General features: G+C 64.5%; 24 protein-coding genes and 1 pseudogene. 12 read left to right on the top strand and 13 right to left on the bottom strand.

Annotated elements, in window-relative coordinates:
* Nucleotides 1-759: pseudogene (locus tag HJO_RS12205) on the bottom strand (hypothetical protein); the annotation flags it as partial.
* A gap of 175 nt (nt 760-934) precedes the next feature.
* Here HJO_RS12205 and HJO_RS12200 point away from each other — a divergent pair.
* The 3 genes from HJO_RS12200 (at nt 935) to HJO_RS12195 (ending at nt 3,702) form a co-directional block, all read left to right on the top strand.
* Complete coding sequence (locus HJO_RS12200; RefSeq protein ID WP_035617149.1) at nt 935-2,176, top strand: argininosuccinate synthase; 1,242 nt, start codon at nt 935-937, stop codon at nt 2,174-2,176.
* A gap of 15 nt (nt 2,177-2,191) precedes the next feature.
* The gene (locus tag HJO_RS18235) at nt 2,192-3,130 is read left to right on the top strand and encodes an HNH endonuclease (RefSeq protein ID WP_084141951.1); all 939 of its coding nucleotides are present in this window, start codon (nt 2,192-2,194) and stop codon (nt 3,128-3,130) included.
* Between the two features lie 134 nt (nt 3,131-3,264).
* Complete coding sequence (locus HJO_RS12195) at nt 3,265-3,702, top strand: baeRF12 domain-containing protein (RefSeq protein ID WP_035617148.1); 438 nt, start codon at nt 3,265-3,267, stop codon at nt 3,700-3,702.
* Nucleotides 3,703-3,755: 53 nt separating this feature from the next.
* Here the strand turns inward: HJO_RS12195 and HJO_RS17805 are convergent, their stop codons facing one another.
* The 6 genes from HJO_RS17805 to rpmB all read right to left on the bottom strand — a co-directional run bounded on the left by HJO_RS17805 (nt 3,756) and on the right by rpmB (nt 11,663).
* Complete coding sequence (locus HJO_RS17805; RefSeq protein WP_051618546.1) at nt 3,756-5,543, bottom strand: alpha/beta hydrolase; 1,788 nt, start codon at nt 5,541-5,543, stop codon at nt 3,756-3,758.
* 68 nt (nt 5,544-5,611) lie between these two features.
* Nucleotides 5,612-7,588: a cobaltochelatase subunit CobT gene (gene cobT, locus HJO_RS12185; protein WP_051618545.1), complete on the bottom strand. Its 1,977-nt coding sequence runs from the start codon at nt 7,586-7,588 to the stop codon at nt 5,612-5,614.
* Nucleotides 7,588-8,256, bottom strand: coding sequence for a dienelactone hydrolase family protein (locus HJO_RS12180; RefSeq protein WP_035617147.1), 669 nt, complete (start codon nt 8,254-8,256; stop codon nt 7,588-7,590). Before HJO_RS12180 ends, cobT begins: the two co-directional genes overlap by 1 nt.
* 17 nt (nt 8,257-8,273) lie before the next feature.
* On the bottom strand, nt 8,274-9,257 hold the full coding sequence (cobS, locus tag HJO_RS12175) for a cobaltochelatase subunit CobS (RefSeq protein WP_199285759.1): 984 nt from the start codon (nt 9,255-9,257) through the stop codon (nt 8,274-8,276).
* A 280-nt stretch (nt 9,258-9,537) separates the two neighbouring features.
* Entirely contained in the window at nt 9,538-11,205 is a 1,668-nt protein-coding gene (locus tag HJO_RS12170; protein ID WP_035617145.1) for an amidohydrolase, read from the bottom strand.
* A 167-nt stretch (nt 11,206-11,372) separates the two neighbouring features.
* Entirely contained in the window at nt 11,373-11,663 is a 291-nt protein-coding gene (gene rpmB / locus HJO_RS12165; protein ID WP_035617144.1) for a 50S ribosomal protein L28, read from the bottom strand.
* A 248-nt stretch (nt 11,664-11,911) separates the two neighbouring features.
* On the opposite strand from rpmB, the gene HJO_RS12160 reads away from it, so the two are divergent.
* Nucleotides 11,912-12,805, top strand: coding sequence for a DUF3108 domain-containing protein (locus tag HJO_RS12160; RefSeq protein ID WP_035617143.1), 894 nt, complete (start codon nt 11,912-11,914; stop codon nt 12,803-12,805).
* 8 nt (nt 12,806-12,813) lie between these two features.
* On the opposite strand, the gene HJO_RS12155 is transcribed toward HJO_RS12160, so the two are convergent.
* A complete protein-coding gene (locus HJO_RS12155) occupies nt 12,814-13,833 on the bottom strand; it encodes an RluA family pseudouridine synthase (RefSeq protein ID WP_035617141.1) in 1,020 nt (339 codons plus the stop codon).
* Nucleotides 13,834-13,923: 90 nt separating this feature from the next.
* Here HJO_RS12155 and HJO_RS12150 point away from each other — a divergent pair, with 90 nt between their 5' ends.
* Entirely contained in the window at nt 13,924-15,636 is a 1,713-nt protein-coding gene (locus HJO_RS12150; RefSeq protein WP_035617244.1) for an alkaline phosphatase D family protein, read from the top strand.
* Nucleotides 15,637-15,639: 3 nt separating this feature from the next.
* On the opposite strand, the gene HJO_RS12145 is transcribed toward HJO_RS12150, so the two are convergent.
* The 4 genes from HJO_RS12145 to HJO_RS12130 all read right to left on the bottom strand — a co-directional run bounded on the left by HJO_RS12145 (nt 15,640) and on the right by HJO_RS12130 (nt 17,741).
* The gene (locus HJO_RS12145) at nt 15,640-16,401 is read right to left on the bottom strand and encodes an SDR family NAD(P)-dependent oxidoreductase (protein ID WP_035617139.1); all 762 of its coding nucleotides are present in this window, start codon (nt 16,399-16,401) and stop codon (nt 15,640-15,642) included.
* A gap of 6 nt (nt 16,402-16,407) precedes the next feature.
* On the bottom strand, nt 16,408-16,734 hold the full coding sequence (locus HJO_RS12140) for a hypothetical protein (protein WP_156945614.1): 327 nt from the start codon (nt 16,732-16,734) through the stop codon (nt 16,408-16,410).
* 59 nt (nt 16,735-16,793) lie between these two features.
* Nucleotides 16,794-16,961, bottom strand: coding sequence for a YdcH family protein (locus tag HJO_RS12135; RefSeq protein ID WP_035617135.1), 168 nt, complete (start codon nt 16,959-16,961; stop codon nt 16,794-16,796).
* 114 nt (nt 16,962-17,075) lie between these two features.
* On the bottom strand, nt 17,076-17,741 hold the full coding sequence (locus HJO_RS12130) for a GGDEF domain-containing protein (protein ID WP_162173828.1): 666 nt from the start codon (nt 17,739-17,741) through the stop codon (nt 17,076-17,078).
* A gap of 164 nt (nt 17,742-17,905) precedes the next feature.
* Between HJO_RS12130 and purE the strand changes: the two genes are divergently transcribed.
* From purE to HJO_RS12095, 7 genes are all read left to right on the top strand, one after another.
* Entirely contained in the window at nt 17,906-18,394 is a 489-nt protein-coding gene (gene purE, locus HJO_RS12125; RefSeq protein WP_035617134.1) for a 5-(carboxyamino)imidazole ribonucleotide mutase, read from the top strand.
* Nucleotides 18,391-19,470, top strand: coding sequence for a 5-(carboxyamino)imidazole ribonucleotide synthase (locus tag HJO_RS12120; RefSeq protein ID WP_035617133.1), 1,080 nt, complete (start codon nt 18,391-18,393; stop codon nt 19,468-19,470). The genes purE and HJO_RS12120 overlap by 4 nt, the downstream gene beginning before the upstream one ends.
* Nucleotides 19,471-19,474: 4 nt before the next feature.
* A complete protein-coding gene (locus HJO_RS12115) occupies nt 19,475-20,230 on the top strand; it encodes a creatininase family protein (protein WP_035617131.1) in 756 nt (251 codons plus the stop codon).
* 78 nt (nt 20,231-20,308) lie between these two features.
* On the top strand, nt 20,309-21,040 hold the full coding sequence (locus tag HJO_RS12110; RefSeq protein ID WP_035617130.1) for an ABC transporter ATP-binding protein: 732 nt from the start codon (nt 20,309-20,311) through the stop codon (nt 21,038-21,040).
* Nucleotides 21,037-21,792: an ABC transporter permease subunit gene (locus HJO_RS12105; protein ID WP_241764737.1), complete on the top strand. Its 756-nt coding sequence runs from the start codon at nt 21,037-21,039 to the stop codon at nt 21,790-21,792. Before HJO_RS12110 ends, HJO_RS12105 begins: the two co-directional genes overlap by 4 nt.
* Before the next feature lie 4 nt (nt 21,793-21,796).
* Nucleotides 21,797-23,695, top strand: a complete 1,899-nt coding sequence (locus HJO_RS12100; RefSeq protein ID WP_035617129.1) for a GldG family protein — start codon at nt 21,797-21,799, stop codon at nt 23,693-23,695.
* Complete coding sequence (locus HJO_RS12095; RefSeq protein WP_035617128.1) at nt 23,692-24,750, top strand: DUF4340 domain-containing protein; 1,059 nt, start codon at nt 23,692-23,694, stop codon at nt 24,748-24,750. Before HJO_RS12100 ends, HJO_RS12095 begins: the two co-directional genes overlap by 4 nt.
* A 9-nt stretch (nt 24,751-24,759) precedes the next feature.
* Here HJO_RS12095 and HJO_RS17800 read toward each other — a convergent pair whose 3' ends face one another.
* Nucleotides 24,760-25,434 carry a DUF1223 domain-containing protein gene (locus HJO_RS17800; RefSeq protein ID WP_051618543.1) on the bottom strand — a complete coding sequence of 225 codons (675 nt, stop codon included), beginning with the start codon at nt 25,432-25,434 and terminating at the stop codon, nt 24,760-24,762.
* Nucleotides 25,435-25,462 lie beyond the last annotated feature (28 nt).

The raw sequence follows: 25,462 nt of genomic DNA, 5'->3' as shown, positions 1-25,462 counted from the left end.
AGCGGCTTCGGCCTCGGCTATCGCAGTGGCGGCCTGCGCCTTGGCCTGCCGGGCGGCGGCAGCGTCGGCCTTCGCACTTTCGGCAGCAGCAGCCTGGAAGCTGGCCTTCTGCGCGGCCAGCGTATCGGCCAGCTTGCGATAATCGAACCACTGGACCGGCGCAGCCCCGACCGGGGTGGAGGCAACCGCCATCGCGGCCACGGAGGCGTCGCCCGCAGGCGGTGTCGGGTGGCCATTGGCGAATGTGTCCGGCTGGCCATCGCCGCCGTCCTGATCGGCAAAGCCGCCGTTCAGCGCACTGTCGGCTGCCATGAAGGAGAGGCCCGCAAGGCCGAGGACGGCGAGCCCGGCAAAGGCGAACTGGGACATGTCGCCAAGCCTGCTGGAGCCGCCATCATCGTCGTGGCCGCCGCCAGCGAGGGCGAGGCCCTTGCCGCCACGCCCGATCTGCAGCGGGCCCGACTGGCCGGGCGCAGCACGCATGGCCCGCTTGGGCGCGCGCGAAGGCGGGGCAGGGCGGAAAGGCCGCGCCTTGGCGGCCTGTGCGGGGGGCCTGGCCTGTATACCGGAAATGATGGCCAGCGTGGATTGCGGACGCACGGCCTCGCGCGCGCGCAGGCGGGCGCGGAAGGGCATGTTAAGGTTGGCTTTTTCCTCTGCCCGACGGCCAGCGGCCTGCGCCTCGCGCACGACGTCCAGCACACTCTGCGGAATCATCGGCCTGGCCGGTTCCGGTTTGACAAAATCCTTGGTGAACATATGCCGTCTCGTCAGCAGGTCGGGAGGAAGGGTGTCACTATACGCGTCTGGGGCGAGTATAGGGGCTCAGGACTTCTTTAACCATAGGAAATGCCCGGGCGCCTGCCTTGTCAGTCACGGGTTCTGTCCTTATGGCAACACTCTTTATTGCCGCGCACAAAAAAGGTGCAATCTCATGCCATCCGCCAAGACCGCCCCGAAAAAAGTCGTCCTCGCCTATTCCGGCGGTCTCGACACGTCGATCATCCTGAAATGGCTGCAGACCGAGTTCGGCGCCGAGGTGGTCACCTTCACCGCCGACCTTGGCCAGGGCGAGGAACTGGAACCGGCACGGGCCAAGGCGCTGGCCGCCGGCGTGAAACCGGAAAACATCTTCATCGAGGATGTGCGCGAGGAATTCGTGCGCGATTTCGTGTTCCCGATGTTCCGCGCCAATGCCGTGTATGAGGGCGTGTACCTGCTGGGCACGTCGATTGCCCGGCCGCTGATCGCCAAGCGCCAGATCGAGATTGCCGACCAGGTGGGCGCCGATGCGGTGTGTCATGGCGCCACCGGCAAGGGCAATGACCAGGTGCGCTTCGAGCTGGGCTATTACGGCCTGAACCCGGACATCAAGGTGATTGCGCCGTGGCGCGACTGGAACTTCAAGTCCCGCACCGACCTGATGAAATTCGCCGAATCCCACGGCATCGAGATTGCCAAGGACAAGAAGGGCGACGCACCGTTCAGCGTCGACGCGAACCTGCTGCACTCGTCGTCCGAGGGCAAGGTGCTGGAAGACCCGGCCGTGGAAGCGCCGGAATTCGTGCACATGCGCACGATCAGCCCGGAAGAAGCCCCCGACAAACCGGAAACGATCACGATCAGTTTCGAGCGCGGCGACGCCTGCGCCATCAATGGCGAGGCGATGAGCCCTGCGACCTTGCTCACCGCGCTCAACGCCTATGGCAAGAAGCATGGCATCGGGCGGCTGGACCTGTTGGAAAACCGGTTCGTGGGCATGAAGTCGCGCGGCATCTACGAGACGCCCGGCGGCACGATCCTGCTGGTGGCGCATCGCGGCATCGAACAGGCAACGCTGGACCGCGGCGCGGCGCACCTGAAAGACGAGCTGATGCCGAAATATGCCGAGCTGATCTATAACGGCTTCTGGTGGAGCCCGGAGCGCGAGATGCTGCAGGCCGCGATCGATTACTCGCAGCGCTGGGTGACCGGCGACGTGACGCTCAAGCTGTACAAGGGCCAGGCTTACCTGACCGGGCGCTCGTCACCCTATTCCCTCTACTCGGAAAAGATCGTGACCTTCGAGGACGACCACGGCGCCTACGACCAGAAAGACGCGGAAGGCTTTATCAAGCTGAATGCGCTCAGGTTGCGGTTGCTGGCGGGACGGGACAGGAAGTTCGGGAAGAACTAGGTAGGAGATACTTTCATGGTCAAAGTGGTTCTGGTTGAAAAATCATCCTCCATCTACGACGATGATACTGGCATCCGATACCACTTCCCTCGACGCTATCTTAATCGCGTCGAATCTGCCGTACGGGATTGGGCTGTATTTTATCGGCCCGTGAAAGATACTGGCGTAAGCGAGGAAAGCCGGGGATCGTACTTTGCGACAGCCGAACTTGGCCCAATATCTCCTGACCCTTCGAATGACGGCCTATACTATGTAGAAATTCGGTCGGAGACTTATGCAGACTTTGCGAGCCCCGTTCCGAGGATTGTGGATGGAAGTTTCATTGAGCCTAGCTTGGCGGGAAAGAACGGCTCAACGAATGTTGGCGTCGCACTCCAAGCTGTTCGTCACATCCCCGATGAAGCTTTTGATCGCATACTTGGCCTAGCCTGGCCCGACGCAGGCGTAGAATTGCCACGCGTCGGCCGGAACGATCTAGATAACGAACATCGGCAAAATGGCGTGCGGGAGGATCAACTCGGCTTTGTGCATGAGACCGAGCGCAAGATTGTTGCCCAGTTACTCAACCGAAAAGTACGTGACGCTAGGTTTCGTACCGCTGTGTTACATGCCTATGAGAAGCGGTGCGCAATTACGGGATGGAACTTTATCAATGGTGGAGGAAGGGCCGAAGCCGAAGCCGCACATATTCGACCTGTGGAGCATGGAGGTCCCGACAAAATTTGCAATGGATTGGCTCTATCGGGCACCGTTCATTGGATGTTCGATCGAGGGCTGATTGGAGTCGCCGCCAATGACGAGATCATCATCTCTCGAAAAGTGAACGATCGTGAAAGTATCGAACGCTTGATCAATCCAACGAGGAAGTTGGTTCGCCCCAAGAAGACTGAATACCATCCCCATCCTGAATTTTTACGCTGGCATCGTGAATTCCATCGCCTAGAAGCCGCTTAGCTGATTTGGAATAAAGCACACGTAGGGTGATTTGAGCTGAGCGATACCCACTGCTGACCCACCGTCTCTCCGAGCCTGTTCTGGCGCGCGGCGGCCTGATGGCTTAGGTTGCCTGGAAAGCAGAGGTGGATGTCATGAAACTGAAAAACGGAACCTGGGTGATTGTGTGCGACGGCGGCAAGTTCCTGCTGCTTGAAAACAATGGCGACGAGGCGATCATGGACCTGCGCGTGGTGGCGCATGACACGTCTGACAATCCGATGACCAGCGCGCAGGGCACCGACCGGCCCGGCCGGTTTGCCATCTCGCCGGACCGGCGCGGCACGACCCAGGAAACCGACTGGCACCAGCTGGCCGAAACCCGCTTTGCCGAAGACCTTGCAGGCATGCTCGACCGCTGGGCGATGGAGGACAGGTTCAGCCAGCTTGTGATCGTGGCAGACAGCCGGACGCTGGGCGTGTTGCGCGCGGCCCTGACCGACCGGGTCAAGACGCGGGTGTGCGGCGAAGTGCAGAAGGACTATGCGCACCGCACCATCGCCTTCATGGAAGAGGCCTTGGCCAAGGCTTGATGCGCCCTGAAACCGGCGGTGGCCTCGCTTGCGGGGCGGTGGCGGCGCGCCCGTTACTTCAGGTTTTCCACGACTTTCAGGGCGGACATCCAGTGACTGGCACCGGCCGGGTCTGACGCGGCGAGGGCCTGCAATTCGCTGATCGAGTCGGCGACACCGAGGCGGCGCACGGTGGTCATCGCGGTGGCAAAATCCGCTGCGCCGCAATAGTCCGCCCGCGGCGTGCCGAAGATCCACGCCGTGCCGGATTTCACCTCACGCTTGCCCAGCACGCAGCGCTGTTCCGGCTCGAGGCTGAGCCAGGTGATGGCCTGGAAATCCGGGAAGGCAGCGCCGAAAATGTCCGAATGGCCGAGCGCCAGCCCGCCGGTGGAGCCCTGCGTCGTGTCGATCGTGTTGAGCCCGGCGAGCAGGACCGGCTCGTCGGATTCCCCGGCGCGGCGGCCGGACCGGTTGAAGCGGCGCGACGCCTGCAACGCGCGGTCGCGGGAACTCGCATACAGCGTCATGTCGCGGGCCAGCCCGCTGACCCGGCCCATCATCTCGATGAAGTCATCGGCATCGACATCCGGCGAGGCAAAGACGATCTGGTCGAACGGGGCGGGCACGGCGCGCTCGTCATCGGCCATTTCCTGCAGGGCCCGGACGAGGAATTCGTTGCCCATGGAATGGGCGACGATGTTGACGCGCGCGGCGCCTGTCTGCTCGGTGAGGACGTGGAGGAAATGTTCGAGGTCGTCGATCGTGGCCTGCGTGATCTGGGAGCGGTCTGCCTTGTAGCCGAACACACTGCCGGCCGACGGCCAGGAATACAGCACCGGCGCACCGTCAATCTCGAGGTCGACAGCCAGCTGGGCCGTGCGCTCGACGGCGGTCGGGAAATCATTGTTGTAGCCGTGGATGAAGATGAACACTTCACGGCGATCCGACTGGACAAGCTGGAGGCGGACATTGTTGACGAAGGCCTGCATGTCCGGGTCGAGCGTCATGTCGCCGAGGATGACGTGGCGGGCGGGGTCCGGCCGGCGGTCGAAGCTGAAGATGCTGGGTTTCGGGATCTCGCCGAGCGCGCGATTGCGCGGCACCGAGACGATGACGCTGCCGGTCTGCAGCGGGGCGCGCTTGCCGCCATAGTATTTCCTGGGGTCGAGGACCGGCTGGCCATCGACCAGCAGCGGCGTGGCATGGCGCGGCGCGCGGTTGGTGCCGAAGAAGACGCGGACGAGATCAAAGTCAGGCTCAACGCCCAGGGCGCGGGTCGGTACGCTGGACGCCGACACCACAGACTCGCGGGACCGGTTGATGCTGTCCTTCAGCATGACCCCGACGGGCAGGCCGACGATCTCTGCAATGCGGCCGGTGTCGAGGTCGTTTTCCACGGCGAAGGCGAGCAACGGGGCAAGGCGCGGATGGTCTGCGCCGAGATGCACGCGCGCGAGGCGGGCCGCTGCGCCGATCTCGTCAGCCGCGCGGGCCTTGTCACCGGCGTCCAGCGCAATCTCGGCCATGCGGGCACGCAGGTCGATCTGGTAGGCATAATCGGGCGGGGATTGCGAACTCGCTTCGGTCAGCACCTGGCGGTAGGCAACGAGAGCCGCCTCTGTCTGGCCGGCGGAGGCGAGGATGTCGCCAAGATCGGTGCGCAAGTCTCCGGTGACGGCGGGATCAGCGAGCAGGGCCCGGGCCTGGGCGACTTCCTCGACCCTGTCACCTGCTGCCTGGGCATCGCCGAGCAGTACCAGCCGGTCCGGTTCGGGCCCGGAGGCGCAGGCCGCAACGGCGAGCAGCAGCCCGGAAAGCGCGAGACGGATGAGCGGCGTTCGGATTGGATTGCGTGGCATGTGTGCTGTCCCCTGACTGACCCATCCGACCCTAGCATGAAGGCAGAATTGTGGGACAGGCCCTGCGGTCAGGATTTCGGCCCCTTGACCGCCTGCAGCGTGGTTTTCTTGACCGCCTGGCCAATGCCCACCTTGCGACCGCCATAACTGGGCGCGCCGCTGGTGGAGCCGCGCACGGTACGGTCGGTCAGCGGCGGGATTGCCATGGCCTTGGGATTGGGGCCGTTTTCGTCGAACAGGCTGGCCAGTTGCTCGGTCATCGCACCGCCAAGCTGTTCGGCGTCCACGATGGTGACAGCGCGCTTGTAATAGCGCGTCACGTCATGCCCGATGCCGATGGCGATGAGTTCGATCGGGCTGCGGTTCTCGATCTCGTCGATGACCTGGCGCAGGTGGCGCTCAAGATAGTTGCCGATGTTCACGTTGAGCGTCGAATCGTCGACCGGCGCGCCATCGGAGATCACCATCAGGATCTTGCGCTGTTCGGCGCGGGCAAGCAGGCGGTCGTGTGCCCACAGCAGGGCCTCGCCGTCGATGTTTTCCTTCAGCAGGCCTTCGCGCATCATCAGGCCGAGATTCTTGCGGGCGCGGCGCCACGGGGCATCCGCCTGCTTGTAGACGATATGCCGGATATCGTTGAGGCGGCCGGGGCCATTGGGCTTGCCGGCCCGGACCCAGTCTTCGCGCGCCATGCCACCCTTCCACGCCTTGGTCGTGAAGCCGAGAATCTCGGTCTTGACGCCGCAGCGCTCCAGCGTGCGGGCGAGAATATCGGCGCAGAGGGCTGCAACCATGATCGGGCGACCGCGCATGGAGCCGGAATTGTCCAGCAGTAGCGTGACGACCGTATCGCGGAAATCGCTGTCATCTTCCTGTTTGAAGGTGAGCGGCGCGGTCGGGTCCGTGATGACGCGCGTGAGACGCGCCGTGTCGAGAACGCCTTCTTCCAGGTCAAAGCTCCAGGACCGGTTCTGCTGGGCCATGAGCCGGCGTTGCAGCTTGTTGGCGAGCTTGGAGACCGCGCCCTGCAAGCCTTGCAGCTGGTGGTCGAGATAGGCACGCAGCCGCGTCAGCTCTTCCGGATCACAAAGATCGGGAGCCTGCGCGACTTCGTCATGGGCGCGGGTGAATACCGCATAATTGAACCGGTCGCGTTCGTCACCGTCCCGGAAGTTCGGACGCAGGGGTTTAGAGCCGTCATCGGCATCGTCGGCGTCATCATCAGCTTCGAGGTCGGCGTCCTGGTCGACGCTGACATTGGTTTCCTCGCCTTCAAGTTCTTCCGTGTCGCCGGCCTCCATCTGCTCGGCGGAGGCACCCATCGGCTCGTCGGACTCCATGTCCTGGTCGCCCTGCTGGGATTGCTCCTCGTCTTCGGAGTCCTGTTCCTGTTCGTCTTCGGCGGTGGACTCGTCGCCCGACTGGTCGCCAGCTGTCAGGTCACGGATCATGTCGCGTATGGTACGGGAAAAGCTCGCCTGGTCACGCAGCTGGGCGATCAGCGTGTCGAGCGCGCCGCCGGTTTCAGCCTCGACACGTTCACGCCAGACGTCGGCGATACGCCGGGCGTCTTCCGGCAGGGCGCGGCCGGTCAGCTTCTCGCGCAGCAGGAATTCGAGCGCGGGGGCAAGCACGGCGTCAGGATCGTCGGCGGCGGTGCCGAATTCGCCGGACGTGCAGCGCTGTTCGAGCACCGCTTCGAGGTTCTCGGCCGTGCCACGCATCGCGTTGGACCCGAGGCTTTCAATGCGGGCCAGTTCGGCGGCGTCATAGACCTTGCGCGCCAGGTCGCCCTGCGGCCGGTTCCGGATATGGGCAGCGTCATCATGGTGCGCCCGGCGCAGCGCCACGGCGTCCGCCTCGCCCCGGATCCGGGCAGCCACGGCCGGCGGCAAGTCGATCGGGGGCGGCCGCAGGACGATCCGCTCGCCATCGCTGGCATCATTGCCGAACCCGACTTCCACGTCGTGGTCGGCGCTCATCGCCTTTGTCGTCGTGGCGAGCGCCTGCTTGAACAGGTCCTGGGGGGTGGTGTCCTTGGCCATCAGCGGACCGTGGTCGAGAACAGATCCAGCGTGCGTTGGAAGGCGAGCGCATCGCTGGCGGCGTGATGGTCATCGGAATTCTGCCGCGCGAATCCGTGGCCGGCCTCGTAGACATGGACCGGCACATCATTCCGGGTGGCGATAAAGGCTTCGACGCCCTCCATCGGGATATGCGCGTCGTCGCGACCGAAATGCGCAATCACGGGGCATCTGGGCTCGGAGTCCTTGAAGGCCGGCAGGAGGCTGCCATAGAAGGCCGACGCCGCCGCGAGGCCGCTCAACTGGCAGGCGGCAAGATAGGCGATCGAACCGCCATAGCAGAATCCGGTTATGAAGACCGGCCGCTCCAGTGCGTCGATACAGGCATCGATATCGGCCATGGCATTTTCCAGCCCGTTGGCGCGTGCATAGCCGCCGCCTTCAGTGATCGCTTCGGGCGAATGGTCCTCGCGGACAAAGCCGGGTTTCTGGCGGTCGAACATGGACGGGATCAGGACTTCGTAGCCTTCGGCGGCAAACCGCCTGCCGGCATCCAGCATATGGGAATTGATGCCGAAGATCTCCTGCACCAGGATCAGGCCAGCCAGACGTGCGCCCGTCGGTTCGATGCGCACGGCACCGAATTCGAAACCGTCGCGGCTCGTCAGGGTCAGGCTGGTCGTGGTCATGGCGTGTCCGTATCCGTTCAGGCGACCTTCACCATCAGGGCGCTTTCCGGCAGTTCCTCGGCGAAGCAGCGCTGGTACATCTCAGCGACCAGCGGGCGCTCCAGTTCGTCGCACTTGTTGAGGAATGTCATGCGGAAGGCATGGCCGAGATTGCCGAAAATCACGAAATTCTCGGCCCAGGTGATGACGGTCCGCGGGCTCATCACGGTCGAGAGGTCTCCGGCCATGAACGCATTGCGGGTGAGATCGGCGAGCGTGACCATCTTGGAGAGCGTGTCATCGTCGACGCCGGTCGCCTTGGATTTCACGATCTCCACCTCGGCGTCGTGCTCGAGGTAGTTCAGCGTGGTAACGATGCTCCAGCGGTCCATCTGGCCCTGGTTCAGCTGCTGGGTGCCGTGATAGAGGCCGGTCGTGTCGCCGAGGCCGACCGTGTTCGTGGTGGCGAACAGGCGGAAAAACGGGTTCGGCGCGATGACGCGGTTCTGGTCGAGCAGGGTGAGCTTGCCGCTGGCTTCCAGCACGCGCTGGATCACGAACATCACGTCCGGCCGGCCGGCATCATATTCGTCGAAGCAGATGGCGACCGGGCGCTGCAACGCCCAAGGCAGGATGCCTTCACGGAATTCGGTGATCTGCTTGCCGTCCTTGAGGACGATCGCGTCCTTGCCGACCATGTCGATCCGGCTGACATGGCTGTCGAGGTTGACCCGGATCATCGGCCAGTTGAGGCGCGCCGCGATCTGCTCAATGTGGGTCGACTTGCCTGTGCCGTGATAGCCCTGGACCATGACGCGGCGATTGTGCTCGAACCCGGCGAGGACCGCCATCGTGGTCTGGGGGTCGAACCGGTAGGCCGGGTCAAGTTCGGGCACATATTCGGTGCGCGTCTTGAAGCCGTGCACAGTCATCGTCGTGTCGAGGCCGAAGACCTTCTTCACGTTGATCTTTTCGGTCGGCTTCATGCCTTCAAGGGCATCGGTATCACTCATCACTGTCATGGAAGCTCTGTCTCGTCGGGGAGGAATTATTGTCTCAGGGTAGGTTCTAGCACGCGAAGCGCCGACGCCTAGTGCGACGTAAGGGAAAACACGAATCCCGCCGCGGCGGTCCGGACCGGCCGGACTGCTTCTTGACCACCGCACGGCGGGCCTCTCACGGTGCCAGTATGGCCGGAATAATCCTGTTTGGCACACCGGGCTGGGGCTCGGCCCGGATCAAGGCACAGCTCGATTATGGCGGGCTGCCCCATGCGTTCGAAACCGTCGGAAACCTAAAGGCTCAGTCTGCCGCCTGCCAGACAATTTCGCCGCCGATGACGGTCATGACCGGCTTTGCCTGCAGGATGTCCGCTTCCGGCACGGTCATGAGATCACGGTCAAACACGGTGAAATCGGCCAACTTGCCGGGCTCGATCGTGCCGAGATCGTCTTCCGCAAAGGCGGCATAGGCGGCGGCCGAGGTGAAGAGGGCGAGCGCTTCTTCCCGTGTCAGGGCCTGTTCGGGATGCCAGCCCTCGCCGGATTCGCCCTTGAGGCTTTTGCGGGCAACTGCAGCGTAGAATTCGATCAGGGGCGACCCGACTTCGACGGGGGCGTCCGAGCCGCCGATGACGACGGCGCCGGAATCGACCAGGCTGCGCCAGGCATAGGCCCCGGCCAGCCGGTCCATGCCAAGCCGTGACGGCGCGAAGAACAGGTCTCCGATGGCGTGGGACGGCTGCATGGACGCGATGATGCCGTCTGCGGCGAGGCGCGGAAGGTCTTCCGGTGCGATGATCTGGGCATGTTCGATCCGCCAGCGATGCGCGCCGTCATAACCGCCAGCCTCGACCGCATCGAGGATGCGGCGGTTGCCGAGATCGCCGATCGCATGGATGGCAAGCTGGACGCCAGCTGCATCGGCCCGGGCCATGACCGCTGCCAGGCCATCCGGGCTCATCAGGGCAAGCCCGGACGTGTCCGGCCGGTCGCTATAGGGCGCAATCAGCAAGGCCCCGCGACTGCCAAGGGCGCCGTCCATGTAGAGCTTGACCGCACGATTGCGGATCGTGTCGGTCTCCATGTCGTGGTTCGCGGCGATGTCGAAGCCTTTAATGGCGAGTGCGTTGTAGAGGCGGATCGGCAGGCGGCCCTCCGCGTCCAGCTCGGCCATCAACGGAATCTCCGCGGCCCCAACGCTCATGTTGTGGCCCCCGGTCCAGCCGCGCGAGGCATACAGCCTGGCACCGGTTTCGAGGCCGAGCCTGATCGCGGCGTCATCCGGCCTGCCGATCAACGGCGCGACCAGGCTCATGGCGTTGTCGATCAGGAGGCCGTTGGGCGCGCCATCCGGGCCGCGCTCGATGCGGCCGCCGTCGGGGTCTGGTGTCTGCCCCGTGATGCCCGCTGCGGCAAGCGCGGCGGAGTTGACCACCATGGCGTGGCCGTCTGCGCGCCAGAGGATGACCCTGGAGGCGCCGCTGACGGGGTCGAGGTCTGCGGCAACGGGCATGCGACCTTCCGGCCAGCCCGTTTCGATCCAGCCGCCACCATACAACACGCCGCCGGGAGTCTTGCCTTCAAGCTCGGCCTGCAGCCGGGTCACGAGATCTGCCACAGAGGTGGTGCCTTCGAAATTCGGCATCAGTTCGCGCTGGCCGACTCCGAGGAGGTGGACATGCGAATCCGTGAAGCCCGGGAACATGACAGCGCCCTTGAGGTCGATCAGTGTGACCTCATCCTCGCTCCAGTCGGCGGATGTTGGCGGCACTGTCGCCATGATGCGCCCGTCGGAACCGACAACAACGGCATCGACCGTCGGCTGGTCCGGATTGCCGGTATAGATCGTGCCGCCGCTGAAGACGGTCACCGTGTCGGCCCGTACATCATCAGGAACGGGCGTTGCCGGGGCCGGCGTGGCGCAGGCAGCGAGCAGGAGGGCGGCGGGGGCGAGACAGGAGAGACGCATGAGCGGCGGGCCTTGTTTCAGAGGAACGGGTTGCCCCGACCTGAAAGCCCCCCTGCCCACCTGTCAAGCTTGGCAGGCCCCGGCCACCCTGGCCATGCAACCCTGCCTGCAAACAAAAACGCGCCCCGGAAGGAGCGCGTTCTGTAATGCATGCATGCCAGAAGCGATCAGGCTTCTGCGGTCGTCTTCTTCGCGATGTCGCGCTTGATCTTCAGGGCCTTGGCCGGAAGCGTCGCGTCCTTGGCTTTCGCCAGGAAGCCGTCGAGGCCGCCGAGCTTGTCGACCGTGCGCAGGGCTTTCGCCGCAATGCGCAGTTTGAATTTGCGGTCCAGCGCTTCGGAATGAAGCGTCACATCGACCAGATTCGGCAGGAACCGACGCTTGGTCTTGTGCTGGGAGTGGCTGACCAGGTGGCCAACGATCGGCTTGGTGCCGGTGAGTTCACATTCGCGGGACATGGGCCTCGCTCCGATTGCAGGTTCAGGATTGTCTCGAAGGCGCGTCGTTACAGGGCCAAGGCCACTCATGTCAACTCTCTGAGGCAGGCAATTGGCGGTTTTGCAGCCCGTGTCATGGCCTGTCATGATAGTTGACTGCTAACCGGCCGGCGATTGGGGCATTATGGGGGCAATCTTGTTCAGGCGGCGTTGGCGTCCATTATATATAGGACGGGCTTAATGCGAACCGACCCAAAGGATTTCGTCTCATGAGAAAACCGCTCCTTCTGGCCTCAGGCCTCGCCCTCGCCATCACAGGGTTCGCTGTGGCCGATACCGCTGTGCCCGCACGTCCGGCAGCGACGGCCTTGCTCGCCAATGTCAAAGCCGGCGAACCGATGCGGATGATCTACGAGCTGGAGGCGAAGGCGCGTGTCCTGTTCATCCCCGCGACCGGCAGGGCGAGCTTCGATGTCGAGATGCGGCCCGACAATTACCTGATCAGTTCGCGGGTCAAGGTGACCGGCATCGCTGACTGGTTCATCAATTACGACATGGTGCTGCAGGCCTCAGGCTATACCCGCGAGAACGAGCTGAAGACCTACAATTACGTGTCCCAGAACCGCGACGGGAAGAAGAACCGCAAGGTGAACCTGACCATCGGCCCGAATTCCTTCTCGATGAAGGCCGTACCGGAATTCGGCAATCTCGGCGATCCGGCCGCGACGACCGAACAGGTGCTGAAGACCAATGACCCGATCACGGCGCTGATCACCTTCGCGCTGGAGCCCCGCGCGCCGGGCGCCGACCCGTGCGGCGGGCCGATCCGCATCTTTGACGGGCGCCAACTGACCTACCTGCACCTCAAGAATGCCGGCATGAAGCACATGAAGACGGCGGCCTGGACGGGCGAGGCGATCGAATGCCATGTCACGATGGACAAGGTTGCCGGCTATAAGAAGGGCGAATCCAACAAGGATAACCTGTCCGGCATTGATGGCCCCCTGCGCATGTGGCTGGCGCCGCTCGGCAATGGCGCAACAGTGCCGATCAAGATCCAGGCCGATACCGACAAGATCGGCAAGGTCGTGCTGGAAGCCAGGAAACTGCGATTTGAACCGATCGTGACCGAAGAGGCGGCTGTCGCCCCCGGCGGCGGGTGAGCCTTCGCTCAGTCCTCGGTCGGCAGGCGGCGCAGCGCCGCGATCAGGCCTGACATGTCATCCGGCAGCGGCGCTTCGAAACGGAGCGCCGCTTTCGTGACCGGATGGATGAAGCCGAGCACGCCTGCATGCAGGGCCTGGCGTTCGAAACTGCGGGCGGCGGCCTTCGCGGCGTCGTAGCCGTCTCCCGATCCCCAGGCCGTGATGCCCTTCGACCGGCCATAGACCGGATCGCCAATGAGGCTCGCACCGATATGGCTCATGTGAACGCGGATCTGGTGGGTGCGGCCGGTTTCGAGGCGACATTCGATCAATGCCGCAGCGGGCAGGCCCGTGCCCCTGTCGCGCAGGCCGAAAGTCTGCAGCGCCTTGTAATGCGTGATGGCGGGCCGGCCAGCCGTCCCGTCGGGATTTCGCACAACGGCCATCTTCTTGCGATCTCCAGTCGACCTGGCGATCGGCTCATCGACAGTCCCGGAAAGCGGCCGCGGCGCACCGCGGGTGACAGCGAGGTAGGCGCGTTCGATATCGTGTTCGGCGAACAGGGCGGACAGGCCGGTATGCGCGACTTCTGTCTTCGCCGCGACCATGACGCCCGTCGTCAGCTTGTCGAGGCGGTGCACGATGCCGGGGCGTTCGACGCCGCCGATCCCGGGCAATTTCCCCTCGCAATGGAACAGCAGCGCATTGACCAGCGTGCCGTCCCAATTGCCCGGCGCGGGGTGGACGGCCATTCCGGATGCCTTGTTGAGGATGATCAGGTGTTCGTCCTCGAACAGGATATCGAGCGGGATGTCCTCCGGCTGCGGCACCGCCGGCACGGGGTCAGGCATCTCGAGCGTATAGACGCTGCCGACAATGACGGCCTTGCGGGGGTCGTCCGTGGCAGCGCCGTCAATGCTGACCGCGCCTTCCTTGATCAGCGCCTTGGCGCGCGATCGCGAAAGGGCGCCGGCCTGCTCCGCCAGGAAGCTGTCGAGACGAAGGCCGGCATCCTGCGGACGGGCCGTAAAAGTGAACTTTTCCATTGCCCCGCCTTATAGACGCGAACCGAGCTGCGCGTCATGGTCTTGTCGTAGTCGCACTCTATAGGCGACGCGAACGCGATGGAGGAAATCATGAGCACAGTAACACGACGCGGCCTGCTTGGTGCCGCAGCAACCGGGGCCTTGAGCCTTGCAGCCTGCGCGACACCCGCCGTGACCCAGACCGACCTGGTGACAGCGCCGTCCTATGACGGCGAAGTCGAATTCGGTCATGGCGTTGCCTCCGGCGACCCGCTGCCGACCAAGGTCATCCTCTGGACCCGTGTTACACCCAAGACCGGGACCGGCCCGATCCCCGTGCGATTTGACGTTTACAGCGCGAGCAGCGGCGAGACCCCGATCCATTCGGGCATCGTGTCGGCCGACCCTTCGCATGATTACTGCGTCAAGGTCGACGTCACCGGCCTGACGCCGGCAACAAGTTACACCTATAGGTTCGCCGCACTGACCAGCGCTGGCGAGGTTGTGTCCCCTTCGGGCCGGACCCGCACCACCGCCATGACCGGCACGACGCCGGTCAAGCTGGGCGTTGCCTCCTGCGCCAACTGGCAGTTCGGGTATTTCCACGCCTACAAGGCGCTGGCCCAAGAGCCGGGCCTCGATGCGATCGTTTTCCTCGGCGACTATCTCTACGAGTACGGCATCGACGGGTATGGCGGCGAAACCGCCAAGGCGCTGGGGCGCCCGCACGAACCAGTGACCGAGATCATCACGCTGGACGATTACCGGACGCGCCACGCCCAGTACAAGACCGACCCCAACCTCCAGGCCGCGCATGCCAACGTGCCGTGGATCTGCACCTGGGACGACCACGAAAGCTGCAATGACAGCTACCGAACCGGCGGCGAGAACCACAATCCGGACCAGGGCGAAGGCGACTGGTCAGACCGCAAGCAGGCCGCCATCCAGGCCTATTTCGAATGGATGCCGATGCGCGAACCGGAATCCGGGAACATCACGTCGGCCGTCTGGCGCGCCTTCACCTTTGGCGATGTCGCGACCGTCTACGCCACCGAAACGCGCCTGACCGGCCGCTCGCCGAGCGTGGGCTGGTCCGAGGTGCTCAGCGACGCGACCGGTCCGGACGAAGTTGCCGCGCAGGCAATGGCCCATTTCGAGGCCATCCACGACCCGGCCCGGACAATGATGGGGGCAAAGCAGGAAGCCTGGCTGACCGAACAGCTGGCACAGTCGGTTGCTGCCGGAAAGACCTGGCAGGTCCTCGCCAACCAGGTCGTGATGGCCCGTGTTGCCATGCCGAATTTCGCGGCAACCCTGACGCCCGAGCAGATCGCCGCCCAGACGGTGCCCCAGGTCCAGGCCATGATCCCGTTCTCGGCGATGGGCCTGCCGTGGAACCTCGATGCGTGGGACGGCTACCCTGCTGCACGCGAGCGGCTGTATGACAGCGTGCAGGCCGCAGGCGCGCGCCTCGTGACACTGGCTGGCGACACCCACACCGCCTGGGCCAACACGCTGGCCGATGATGAAGGCAAGCGTGTCGGGGTCGAGTTCGCTTGCGCGTCGATATCCTCACCCGGCATGGGCGACTATATTTCCGACATTCCGGATCTGGGCGAACGGTTCGCCGCTGCCAACAGCGAAGTCGACTGGTTCGACCCATGGGGCCACGGCTACACATTGGTCACCCTGACGCCGGAGCGCGTGACCGGCGAATTCGTCAAGGTGTCGACAATTACCGATCCGGACTTCGACGTGACGCGTGTTGCGACCTATCAGGCCGTACCGGAAGAGGCGGGCGTATCGGCCCTGAGCAGGGTCTGAGCCTCAGTCGTCAATCACGCCGGACAGGCGTGACCGCCCACCATCGAGCTTCAGCGCTTCGCCGGTGATGAACGCCGCTTCCGGCGAGGCGAGGAAGCGGCAGGCATCCGCGATTTCGTCGGCCAGCGCTGTCCGGCCGAGCGGCGTGCGGCGACTGGTCCAGGCCTCGGTCTTGTCCTCGCGGGGGCGGACCGCCACGATCGCATTCACCCGGATCGCCTGGTCGGCCAGTTCGATTGCACCCGCGCGCATGACATCCAGAACGCCGCCCTGTGCGATGCTTTCGGAGAATATTCCCGGTCTCGACGCGATCGCGGTGTAAGACAGAACGAACGTCACGGTACCCTTCTGGCGCAGGCGCTCGACACCGGCGACCGGCTGGTCATCCTGCTCGATGATCCGTTCGGCGAATACACGCAGCGCCAGTGCAGACCCGCGGATCGAGCGGGCCATCGCCTTGTCGAATTTCTCGGCGGAGAAATCCATCAACGTATCCGGCTCTTCGAGTTGCGGAATGACGACGGCATTGTCGATGCGGCCGAAGCCTTCAATGGCGGCCGTGAAAGCATTGCGCAGGCCAAGCCGGGTGTGCAGTTCGCCCTGATGGAGGATGACGTCGTCTGGCATCGCACTGCGTGCCGTTGCCAGGCGTTCGGGGTTCGGGTCTGCGGCCAGCACGCGATGGCCCTGTTCGCTGAAGCGGCGCGCGATCGAGTCGCCGACTTCCCGGCCAAGGCCGAGGATAGCTGTAACGGGCTCACTCATGGCAGGTCAGCCTTCGGCCTTGTCGCCCGGGGCGCCGGCCACCCGGCGAGGATTGCGGATATCATCGCCGAGAATGGCAAGCCGGTCATTGAGGCGGTGCAGTGCCGCGAGAATCTCGCCGAGCAGCCGCACCGTCACAAAGAGAAAGATCAGGCCAGCGAACCCGAGGACGAGCTGTGTCAGCGCGATCAGGAGCTTGCCCTTGAACAGGGTGATGATCACGCCGATCAGGATCAGGACTGCGGCGGCGGCGAGCGCGATCCCGAGTATGGCGGTGGCCATTTTAACAGCACCGAGCGTCATTGGCCGGTCCTGGTCAAACACGTCTCTCATGGGTCGTCCTCCGCAAATCGCTTGCGCAGCGGCGGAGGACTGTGTCCGCCTCTACCGCGCTAGCTGACCTTCAACCATCGCAGCTCTTCTTTAATCTTGAGTTTCTGCCGCTTCAAATCCTTGAGCTCAAGCGTATCTGTCGAGGGGTGTTTCTGTTTCTCGGAGATTTTCTCGTCCAGTTGACGATGCTTGCTGGCAAGCTCACTGATCCGACCGTTGAGCGACATAGGCAGTCTCCTTTTGCGGTTAAGATTTTGTGTCTTTAGGGCAACACTAAACCACAGAAGCGATGGCGCGTCACGGGGGTCGCCCAAGGATTTCGCGAGTTTAATCTGGCCGGGTCAGGCAGGCAGCGATCCGGCCGCTTTCCTGCGCGCTTTTTGGGCAAACATGTTCTGGTCGGCCCGAGCGATGAGACCGTCGGCGCCTTGCCCGTCCTGCCATTCAGCGACCCCGCAGGACGCGCCGACACGGATCGGCGAGAGCGCATCGTCATCGCCATTGAGGACGACCAGCTGGTCGATCCGACTGGCCAGCTCGGCGGCCTTGGCGACGCTGTCGCCATGGGTGGCGTGGGCCAGGACGATTCCGAATTCGTCCCCGCCCAGGCGGCCGACAATGTCCGTCTCGCGCGTGTTCTGCAGCAGGATATCGGACACTCGGATCAACACGTCATCGCCCGCCGAATGGCCAAACGCGTCATTGACCTTCTTGAAGTGATCGAGATCGATGAAGATCAGCGACAGGGGAGTCTGGAAGCGGCCGGCCAGGGCGATCTCGCGGCGGACCTCCCGCTCGAAGGCGCGCCGGTTGAACACCGGGCAGAGCGCATCATTGTCGGCCAGCAGCTCGGCATCGGCGAGGGCCGCGCGCAGCCCGGCCGATTCGGCGCGCAGGGCGATGACTTCCTCGGCAAGGGCCTCAAGCGCTGCACGCTCGCGCGGCCTGCTGGTCGCGAGGTCGACACCGAGAATGTCGAGCAGTGCCCGCCGTTCCTCCTGAGTCACCTGATGATATTCTCCCGACATTCCCCAAGGATATACACGTTTTCATCCGCTGTGGAGACTGCAGGTTCACGAATTGCCGGAAGGTCGCTTTGGCCGCGCCAGTTGACCGGGCGCGCGGCTTTCCTATTGTGCGCGCTTTCCAGCCCCGAAGGGCCGTATCGCGCATGACTTCATCTCCTCTCGTCGGCATCATCATGGGCAGCCAGTCGGACTGGCCGGTCATGAAGGGCGCTGCCGACATTCTCGACCAGATGGGCGTTGCCCATGAGGCGCGGATCGTCTCGGCACACCGCACGCCTGATCGCCTGGCAGACTATGCCAAGAGCGCCGCAGGCCGCGGCCTGAAAGTGATCATCGCAGGCGCTGGCGGCGCCGCCCACCTGCCTGGCATGACGGCGGCCATGACGGCCCTGCCGGTGCTGGGTGTGCCGGTCCAGTCAAAGGCGCTGTCAGGGCTCGACAGCCTCCTGTCGATTGTCCAGATGCCGAAGGGAATTCCGGTCGGCACGCTGGCGATTGGCGAAGCCGGCGCGGTCAATGCCGGCCTGCTGGCCGCTGCCATCATCGCCCTTGGTGACACGGACGTGGCAGCCAAACTCGCCGCCTTCCGCGCGGCCCAGACGGCCAGCATTGGCGAGGTGCCGGAGGGATGACGGCGCTGCCGCCCGGCACTGTGATCGGGATTCTTGGTGGCGGACAGCTCGGCCGGATGCTGGCGGCAGCAGCAAGCCAGCTGGGGTTCGATGTTCACGTGTTCTGCCCGGAAGCTGACGCCCCGGCGGCCCGCGTGGCGATGAAACACTGGCAGGCCGACTATACTGACGACGCGGCGCTCAGCGGCTTTGCGCGGGCCTGCAGCGTCGTGACACTCGAGTTCGAGAATATCCCGGTGAGCACGGTCGAGGCCATCGCCGCAACCGGGACACCGCTGCATCCCGGCGCGAAATCGCTGGCCGTGTCGCAGGACAGGGCCGACGAAAAGGCGTTCCTCAACGGGATCGGCATTTCCACGGCAGACTATCGCGTGATTGCGGCGGAAGCCGACATCGCCCCGGCGCTGGCGGCGCTGGGTGGCAAGGGCGTGCTGAAGACGCGGCGTGACGGTTATGACGGCAAGGGCCAGGCCTGGCTGAAGGGCGAGGCGGACATTGCTGCAGGCTGGGAAAGCGTCGGCCGGGCGCCATCCGTGCTTGAGGCAGCCATCGCATTCGACCGCGAAATATCTGTGATCGTCGCGCGCTCATCGACCGGCGAGACAGCCAGCTGGGCCCCGCCGCGCAATGTGCATGACAACGGCATCCTCGCGCAGTCCGTCGTGCCGTCAGGGCTCGACCGCGCCATCGAGATCGAGGCGCGGCGCCAGGCGGTCGCGCTGGTCGACGCACTCGGTCATGTCGGCGTTCTGGCGCTCGAATTCTTCGTCATGGCCGACGGCAGCCTGATCGCCAACGAGTTTGCCCCGCGCGTCCACAATTCCGGCCACTGGACGCCGGAAGCCTGCCAGACCGGCCAGTTCGAACAGCACATCAGGGCAATTGCCGGCTGGAAACTGGGGGACACGCATCGGCTTTTCGATGCCGAGATGATAAACCTGATCGGCGAGGCCGGTCATGTCGACCCGGCAGGCCTCGCCGCGAACGAGACCCTGACCCTGTATGGCAAGCGCGAAGCACGCGCCGGGCGCAAGATGGGCCACATCACGCGCCGTCTCGACCCCAGAAAGGACTGACACCATGCTGCTTCCCGTTGCGACCTGGCAGGACATTGAATCCTGGCTGAAAAAATCCCGGACAATCGTTATCCCGATCGGTTCGATGGAACAGCACGGACCGAACGGCTTCGTCGGAACGGACGCCCTCTGCCCGGAAATCATCGCCCGCCATGCCGAAAGCCTCGCGCCGGACGACATCCTTGTCGGCCCGACCTTCAGCGTCGGCTGCGCCCAGCATCATCTCGGCTTTCCCGGCACGATCACATTGCGCCCCACGACCATGATCGCTGCCATGGTCGACTGGACCGAAAGCCTGATGCGGCACGGTTTCGAGCGCCTCTACTGGTTCAACGGCCATGGCGGCAACATTCACACGATCGAGACGGCCTTCAGCGAGATGCATGCAAAGCGCAGCTTCGACCCGCGCGGCGAGGACAACCGGCCCGGCCTGACGCTGAAGCGGCGCGACTGGTGGGATTTCCGGGACGTCATGGGCCTGTGCAACAAGCTCTACCCAACGGGCCACGGCAGCCATGCCACGGCATCGGAAGTGTCGGTGACCTATTTCGGTTATCCGGACCGGGCACGGCCGGAGGTCGAGATGAGTCCGAAGATTGCCCCGAACGGCCGGATCAGCGATGCGGTCCAGTACCGGCGCGATTTTCCCGATGGCCGCATTGGCTCCGATCCGACCCAGTCCAATGCCGCAGACGGCGAAAAGATCGTCGAAGCGTCTGCACGGGCGATGCTGGAAGACGTGAAACGGTTTTCAGCCTGAGCACAGCGCGGACTCTGGCCAGACCGCGCGAAGGGCGGTATCACGGCTTGCTTCCAGAAAGGCGTGCGAACCGGACACATGCTCGACATCCAGAGGCTGGAAAAATCATTTGGTGGCAAGCACGCTGTGCGCGGTGTCTCGTTCCGGCTCGAAAAGGGCACGGTGCTGGGATTCCTCGGGCCGAACGGCGCTGGCAAGTCGACAACCATGCGCATGATTGCCGGCGTGCTGGAGCCTGACGGCGGCGACGCGCTGATCGACGGCAAGTCCATCCTGCGCGACCGGCGCGAAGCCCAGCGCGCGCTCGGCTACCTTCCGGAAGGTGCGCCGCTCTACGAAGACATGACGCCGCCCGAATTCCTCAATTTCATGGCCTCCGCGCGCCGGATGAAGGGCGTTGCCCGCAAGGATGCCGTCGAACGGGCTATCGCGGACGCGCGGATCACCACGGTGTGCGGCCAGCGGATCGGCGCCCTGTCGAAGGGCTATCGTCGGCGCGTCGGCCTGGCCGGTGCCATCCTGCATGACCCGCCGGTCCTGTTGCTCGACGAACCGACCGACGGCCTCGACCCGAACCAGAAGCGCGCCGTGCGTGCGCTGATCGCCCGCATGGCACCGCACAAGGCAATCCTCATCTCCACCCATACGCTGACCGAAGTACCCGCCATGTGCACCCGGGCGATCGTCATCGACCGGGGCCTGGTGATTGCCGACGAGACACCTGCAGGGCTCGCGGCGAAATCCGAGGACGGCACGCTGGAGAGCGCGTTCACGCGCCTGACGGACCAGGCCGAGGCCGAAACCATATGAACTGGCTGAAGGAACAGATGGGCGGTTTCGGCGCGACCTACCGGCGCGAACTTGGCGCCTATTTCGCGACGCCGCTCGCCTATGTCTTTCTCGCGGTGTTCCTGCTGGCGCTGGGCCTGTTCACCTGGGAAGCATCGCGCTTCTTCGATACCGGCTCGGCCGACCTGGCGCCCTTCTTCGTCTGGCATCCCTGGCTGTACATGATCTTCCTGCCAGCGCTGGCCATGCGGCTCTGGGCGGACGAACGCACGGCGGGGACAGACGAGCTGCTGCTGTCGCTGCCGCTCGGCATGCCCGGGCTGGTGCTGGGCAAGCTGCTGGCAGCGTGGACCGTTGCCGGCGTCGGCCTGCTGCTGACGGCGCCGATGTGGCTGACCGTGAATTTCCTCGGAAGTCCCGACAATGCCGCGATCATGCTGACCTATCTCGTCAGCTTCCTGATGGCCGGGGCCTACCTGTCTGTCGGGGCTGCCGTCTCGGCCCTGACCGGCAGCCAGGTGACGGCGTTCGTGATCAGCGTCGTGGTCGCGTTCGTGTTCACTGCTGCCGGCTGGCCGCTGGTCCTGTCGGGCGTGAAATCGGTGTTCGGTCCCAGCGTCGCAGACCTCGTTGCCGACTTTTCGTTCCTGACCCAGTTCGAGGGCGCCCAGCGCGGCGTGCTGGAAATGCGGGCCATCGTGTTCTTCATCGGATTCACTGCCTTCTGGGCGGTGCTGAACGGGCTCTGGGCTGCCCGCCGGAGGCTCGGTTAACCGGATGAAGGCCAAGCACTACCTTCTCGCCGCAACGGCGCTCGCCGCGACGATCTTCGTCTCGGGCAACCTGTTGATGCAGAAAGTGCTGGCTGGCAGCCGCATCGATTTTACCGAGAACCATCTCTACACATTGTCCAACGCCACCAAGACCGCGCTCAAGGAAGTCGCCGAGCCGGTCGAGATCACGTTCGTCTACACGCGCGGCGTCGGGCAGGAATATCCGGCCGTCCGCGCCTATGCCGCGCGCGTCAGGGAATTGCTGGAGGCCTACCGGACGCAGTCGGGCAACCGGGTGATCGTGCGCGAGATCGACCCGTCGCCCTTTTCCGAAGCCGAAGACGAGGCGCTCGCCGCCGGCATCACGGCAGTCAGCACGAATGGCACGGACCCGCTCTATTTCGGCCTGATCGGACGCAACGCTGTCGATGACCAGCGGGTGATCCCGTTCCTGGCGCCGGAACGGGAAGTGACCCTTGAATACGACCTGACCCGAATGGTCGCCCGCCTGGACGACCCGGACCCACCGCGCGTCGGCATCCTGTCCTCCCTGCCCGGCATGACCGCGCCCGGCGGCGAGGGTGGCTACACACTGCTCGCCGACATCGCGAAATCATTCGAACTCGTGCCAATCTCCGAGGAATTCCAGGCAATGCCGGAAGACCTTGACGTCCTCCTGATGGCACACCCGCCAGACCTGACCCTGCGCCAGCAATGGTTGATCGACCAGTATGTCCTGCGCAACGGACGCGCGGTGATCCTGGTCGACCCGGCGGCCAAGACCGCCGTCGGCAGCGGCCTGATGGATGTCATGCACAACCACCCCCGGTCCGATCTCGGTGTGCTGGGAACGGCATGGGGCGTCGCGCTGTCGGAAGATGCCGTGGCTGACGCTGCGAGTGCCCTGCCGGTGCCGGTCGATACCGGGAACGGACGCATGGAAGAACTCGCCCACCCGCTCTTCCTCGGCGAGCCGGCGAGCGACATGAACCAGCAGGACCTCGTCACGGCTGACCTGACACGCAATGTCAATTTCGGGGCGCCCGGCGCGTTCGTGACGGCCGCCCTGCCCGACGGGGTGGTCTTTTCGCCGCTGATCATCACCGGGCCCAGCCCGTCCTATATCGACGCTGCCAAGGCCGTGCGCGACATGCCGCCCGGCGAGGTGCTCAAGGCCTACCGGACCGAACCTGAGCCGCTCGTCCTGGCAGGCCGCCTGTCCGGCCGGCTGGTGACGGCCTTCCCGGCCGGTGCGCCGGCCCTGGACGAACCGTCAGACCCGGCGCTGGCCGAACTGATGCGGGCAGAAGCGGCCAATGCGCCGCCGCACATAGCCAAGAGCCAGACCGACGCTGAAATCGTGCTGATCGCGGATGTCGACCTGCTGGCAGACGATTTCTACATCGTGCCGGGGCGCGGTGTCGTCGTGGCCGACAATGGCGCGCTCGTGCTGAACGCGCTCGACGCCCTGTCCGGCGGCGGGGCACTGTCACGCTTGCGGTCACGCTCGCCCAGCCTGAGACCGATGACCCGTATCGACAAGATGCGCGAAGCTGCCGAGGCCCAGTATTTCCGCCAGCAGAGCGAGCTGGAAAACCGGCTGGCGACGGCCCAGTCCAGGCTCGAGGAACTGCAGCAGATCGGTGCGACCGACGGCTTCTTTGCCGGCGACATCGAGGCCGACCTGACGGAAGAGGAACGGGCCGAACTGGGCAAGCTGCGCGCCGATATCGTGGCGCTGCGCGGGCGCCTGCGCGGCATCGAGCGCGATTACCGGCGCGATATCGACCGGATGGAGGGAACGCTCAAGCTGCTGAACATCTGGGGCGGGCCGTTCGTCGTCGTGCTGATCGGCGGGCTGGTATGGCAGCGCCAGCGCCGGCATACGCAGGCTGACTCATGAGCCGGCCCCCTGACCAACAGCGCAACAGCCGCCTCCAGATTCTCGGGGCCGTTGCCGCCCTGCTGACCGTGCTTGCCGTGTTCGCGCATCTCGGCGCACCCGAAGCGCCGCAAAGCAACGAGCGGACGGGCCAGCCGGTGATCCCGAACTTTGCCATGATCCGCGCAGAAGCCGCCCAGATCCGCGTCACGCTGGCCGACGAATCCTACCAGCTGGTCAATGGTCCGGATGGCTGGAAGCTGGGCAGCCAGGCAGGTTATCCCGTCCGTCCGGACCGGCTGGCCGCGCTGGCCAGCGGGCTGGAAGAGCTGAAATGGGGCGAGAGCCGAACGCGCGACCCGGACAAGATGAACCGGATCGGTCTCGGCGATCCGCGCGATGGCGGCACCGGTGCGCTGGTGGAAATCGTCAACGAGGCGGGGGCGGTCACCGCGTCGCTGATCACGGGCCGCAAGGGCGAGCATGTCTATGCCCGCCGTCCGGACGAGCAGCGCGCCTTCAGGGTCTCCGGCGACCTGCCGCCGCTCTACAATCACGATGCCTGGCTGGATCTCGACATTATCGACATTCACAGCGACGCCGTATCGGCCGTCCGGCTGACGGATTCGCGCGGCGCCAGCCTCTACCTTCAACGCACGGTCGGCAGCAGCGACCGCAGCTTTCGCCCGGCCCCGCCTTACCAGGACTACCGACTGGTCAGCCGGATTGCGGCCTCGACACCGGCGCTGGCCCTGGCCCGGTTCAAGCCGATCGGCGTGAAACCCGCGTCCGAACTGGCGACACGGCCGGCTGCCCGCCACATCACCGAGACGCATGACGGACTGGAAGTGGACCTCAAGGCCTATCGTGAGCGGGATGGTTTCTTCGTCACCCTGCGCGCCATCGAGGCGGGCGAGGGCGCCAATCGCGGCAGCACGATCAATGACAAGGCCAAGGGCTGGGCGTTCGAACTGACCGAGTTCGACTGGAACGAGTTCACACCGAACATCTCCTCCATCGTGCGGCCCCCGGTACCGGACACGCCCGACGAGGACGCCGCACCGACACAGCCGTGAAGGCAGCGGCTAGTTGGTGAGTTTCATTGTTGCCAGAACGCGGCCAAAGCCCGCTTCCTGGACGACCAGCGCACATGTCGCCTTGCAGACAGACGGGTCGATTTCGACGCGGCCGCCAAGCCAGGGACCGATCGACGTCACATGCGTCACGGGGTGGACCATGTCGGTCGGGTTCGCATCACCGTCGAGGTAATCGATGACAAAGATGTCCGTGAGCTCTTTGACGTCGCCGGTGAGTTCGATGATCTTGCCCTTGCGCGCGAGATGCGCCGGGGATGGCGCGACCATCATCACGCGGTCCAGTGCCGACCGGACCTGTGGCATCTTGCTGCCGGGGCATTGCTCGATGCCGTTATAGACGGTTTGGGGTGTATACGGCCCGCGCAGGCGGAACCGGTCGACATAGGCCCGCTGACGGTCCTTCGATTCGGTCATCGCCATGGGGTCCTTGTCACCGAGATAATCCCAGTAATCGACCGACCAGGTCAGGATCAGGACGTCTTTCCGGCTGGCATCCACTTCGCGCATTGTCCGGTGCGCCTTGGGGCAGACGCGGCAATTGTGCGAGGCAAAAAGCTCAACAAGGACCGGACCGGAGTCAGGTACGGATACCGGATCGTCCGCCAGGGCCGGGAAGGCCAGGCCGGCTAAAAGCAGGACGAAGGATGTGAGCGCGCGTTTCATGAGTGCCCAGTTATAGTCTCGTGCGAAA

This window comes from Hyphomonas johnsonii MHS-2 (assembly GCF_000685275.1).
In the GTDB taxonomy this organism is placed as follows: Bacteria; Pseudomonadota; Alphaproteobacteria; order Caulobacterales; family Hyphomonadaceae; genus Hyphomonas; species Hyphomonas johnsonii.
Note: the sequence above shows the minus strand (reverse complement) of the source record. Positions and strands in the feature narration are given on the sequence as shown.

Coding starts and splice junctions, on each gene's coding strand:
- HJO_RS12200 (WP_035617149.1), top strand. CDS start 935: ATGCCATCCGCCAAGACCGCCCCGAAAAAAGTCGTCCTCGCCTATTCC.
- HJO_RS18235 (WP_084141951.1), top strand. CDS start 2,192: ATGGTCAAAGTGGTTCTGGTTGAAAAATCATCCTCCATCTACGACGAT.
- HJO_RS12195 (WP_035617148.1), top strand. CDS start 3,265: ATGAAACTGAAAAACGGAACCTGGGTGATTGTGTGCGACGGCGGCAAG.
- HJO_RS17805 (WP_051618546.1), bottom strand. CDS start 5,543: ATGCCACGCAATCCAATCCGAACGCCGCTCATCCGTCTCGCGCTTTCC.
- cobT (WP_051618545.1), bottom strand. CDS start 7,588: ATGGCCAAGGACACCACCCCCCAGGACCTGTTCAAGCAGGCGCTCGCC.
- HJO_RS12180 (WP_035617147.1), bottom strand. CDS start 8,256: ATGACCACGACCAGCCTGACCCTGACGAGCCGCGACGGTTTCGAATTC.
- cobS (WP_199285759.1), bottom strand. CDS start 9,257: ATGACAGTGATGAGTGATACCGATGCCCTTGAAGGCATGAAGCCGACC.
- HJO_RS12170 (WP_035617145.1), bottom strand. CDS start 11,205: ATGCGTCTCTCCTGTCTCGCCCCCGCCGCCCTCCTGCTCGCTGCCTGC.
- rpmB (WP_035617144.1), bottom strand. CDS start 11,663: ATGTCCCGCGAATGTGAACTCACCGGCACCAAGCCGATCGTTGGCCAC.
- HJO_RS12160 (WP_035617143.1), top strand. CDS start 11,912: ATGAGAAAACCGCTCCTTCTGGCCTCAGGCCTCGCCCTCGCCATCACA.
- HJO_RS12155 (WP_035617141.1), bottom strand. CDS start 13,833: ATGGAAAAGTTCACTTTTACGGCCCGTCCGCAGGATGCCGGCCTTCGT.
- HJO_RS12150 (WP_035617244.1), top strand. CDS start 13,924: ATGAGCACAGTAACACGACGCGGCCTGCTTGGTGCCGCAGCAACCGGG.
- HJO_RS12145 (WP_035617139.1), bottom strand. CDS start 16,401: ATGAGTGAGCCCGTTACAGCTATCCTCGGCCTTGGCCGGGAAGTCGGC.
- HJO_RS12140 (WP_156945614.1), bottom strand. CDS start 16,734: ATGAGAGACGTGTTTGACCAGGACCGGCCAATGACGCTCGGTGCTGTT.
- HJO_RS12135 (WP_035617135.1), bottom strand. CDS start 16,961: ATGTCGCTCAACGGTCGGATCAGTGAGCTTGCCAGCAAGCATCGTCAA.
- purE (WP_035617134.1), top strand. CDS start 17,906: ATGACTTCATCTCCTCTCGTCGGCATCATCATGGGCAGCCAGTCGGAC.
- HJO_RS12120 (WP_035617133.1), top strand. CDS start 18,391: ATGACGGCGCTGCCGCCCGGCACTGTGATCGGGATTCTTGGTGGCGGA.
- HJO_RS12115 (WP_035617131.1), top strand. CDS start 19,475: ATGCTGCTTCCCGTTGCGACCTGGCAGGACATTGAATCCTGGCTGAAA.
- HJO_RS12110 (WP_035617130.1), top strand. CDS start 20,309: ATGCTCGACATCCAGAGGCTGGAAAAATCATTTGGTGGCAAGCACGCT.
- HJO_RS12105 (WP_241764737.1), top strand. CDS start 21,037: ATGAACTGGCTGAAGGAACAGATGGGCGGTTTCGGCGCGACCTACCGG.
- HJO_RS12100 (WP_035617129.1), top strand. CDS start 21,797: ATGAAGGCCAAGCACTACCTTCTCGCCGCAACGGCGCTCGCCGCGACG.
- HJO_RS12095 (WP_035617128.1), top strand. CDS start 23,692: ATGAGCCGGCCCCCTGACCAACAGCGCAACAGCCGCCTCCAGATTCTC.
- HJO_RS17800 (WP_051618543.1), bottom strand. CDS start 25,434: ATGAAACGCGCGCTCACATCCTTCGTCCTGCTTTTAGCCGGCCTGGCC.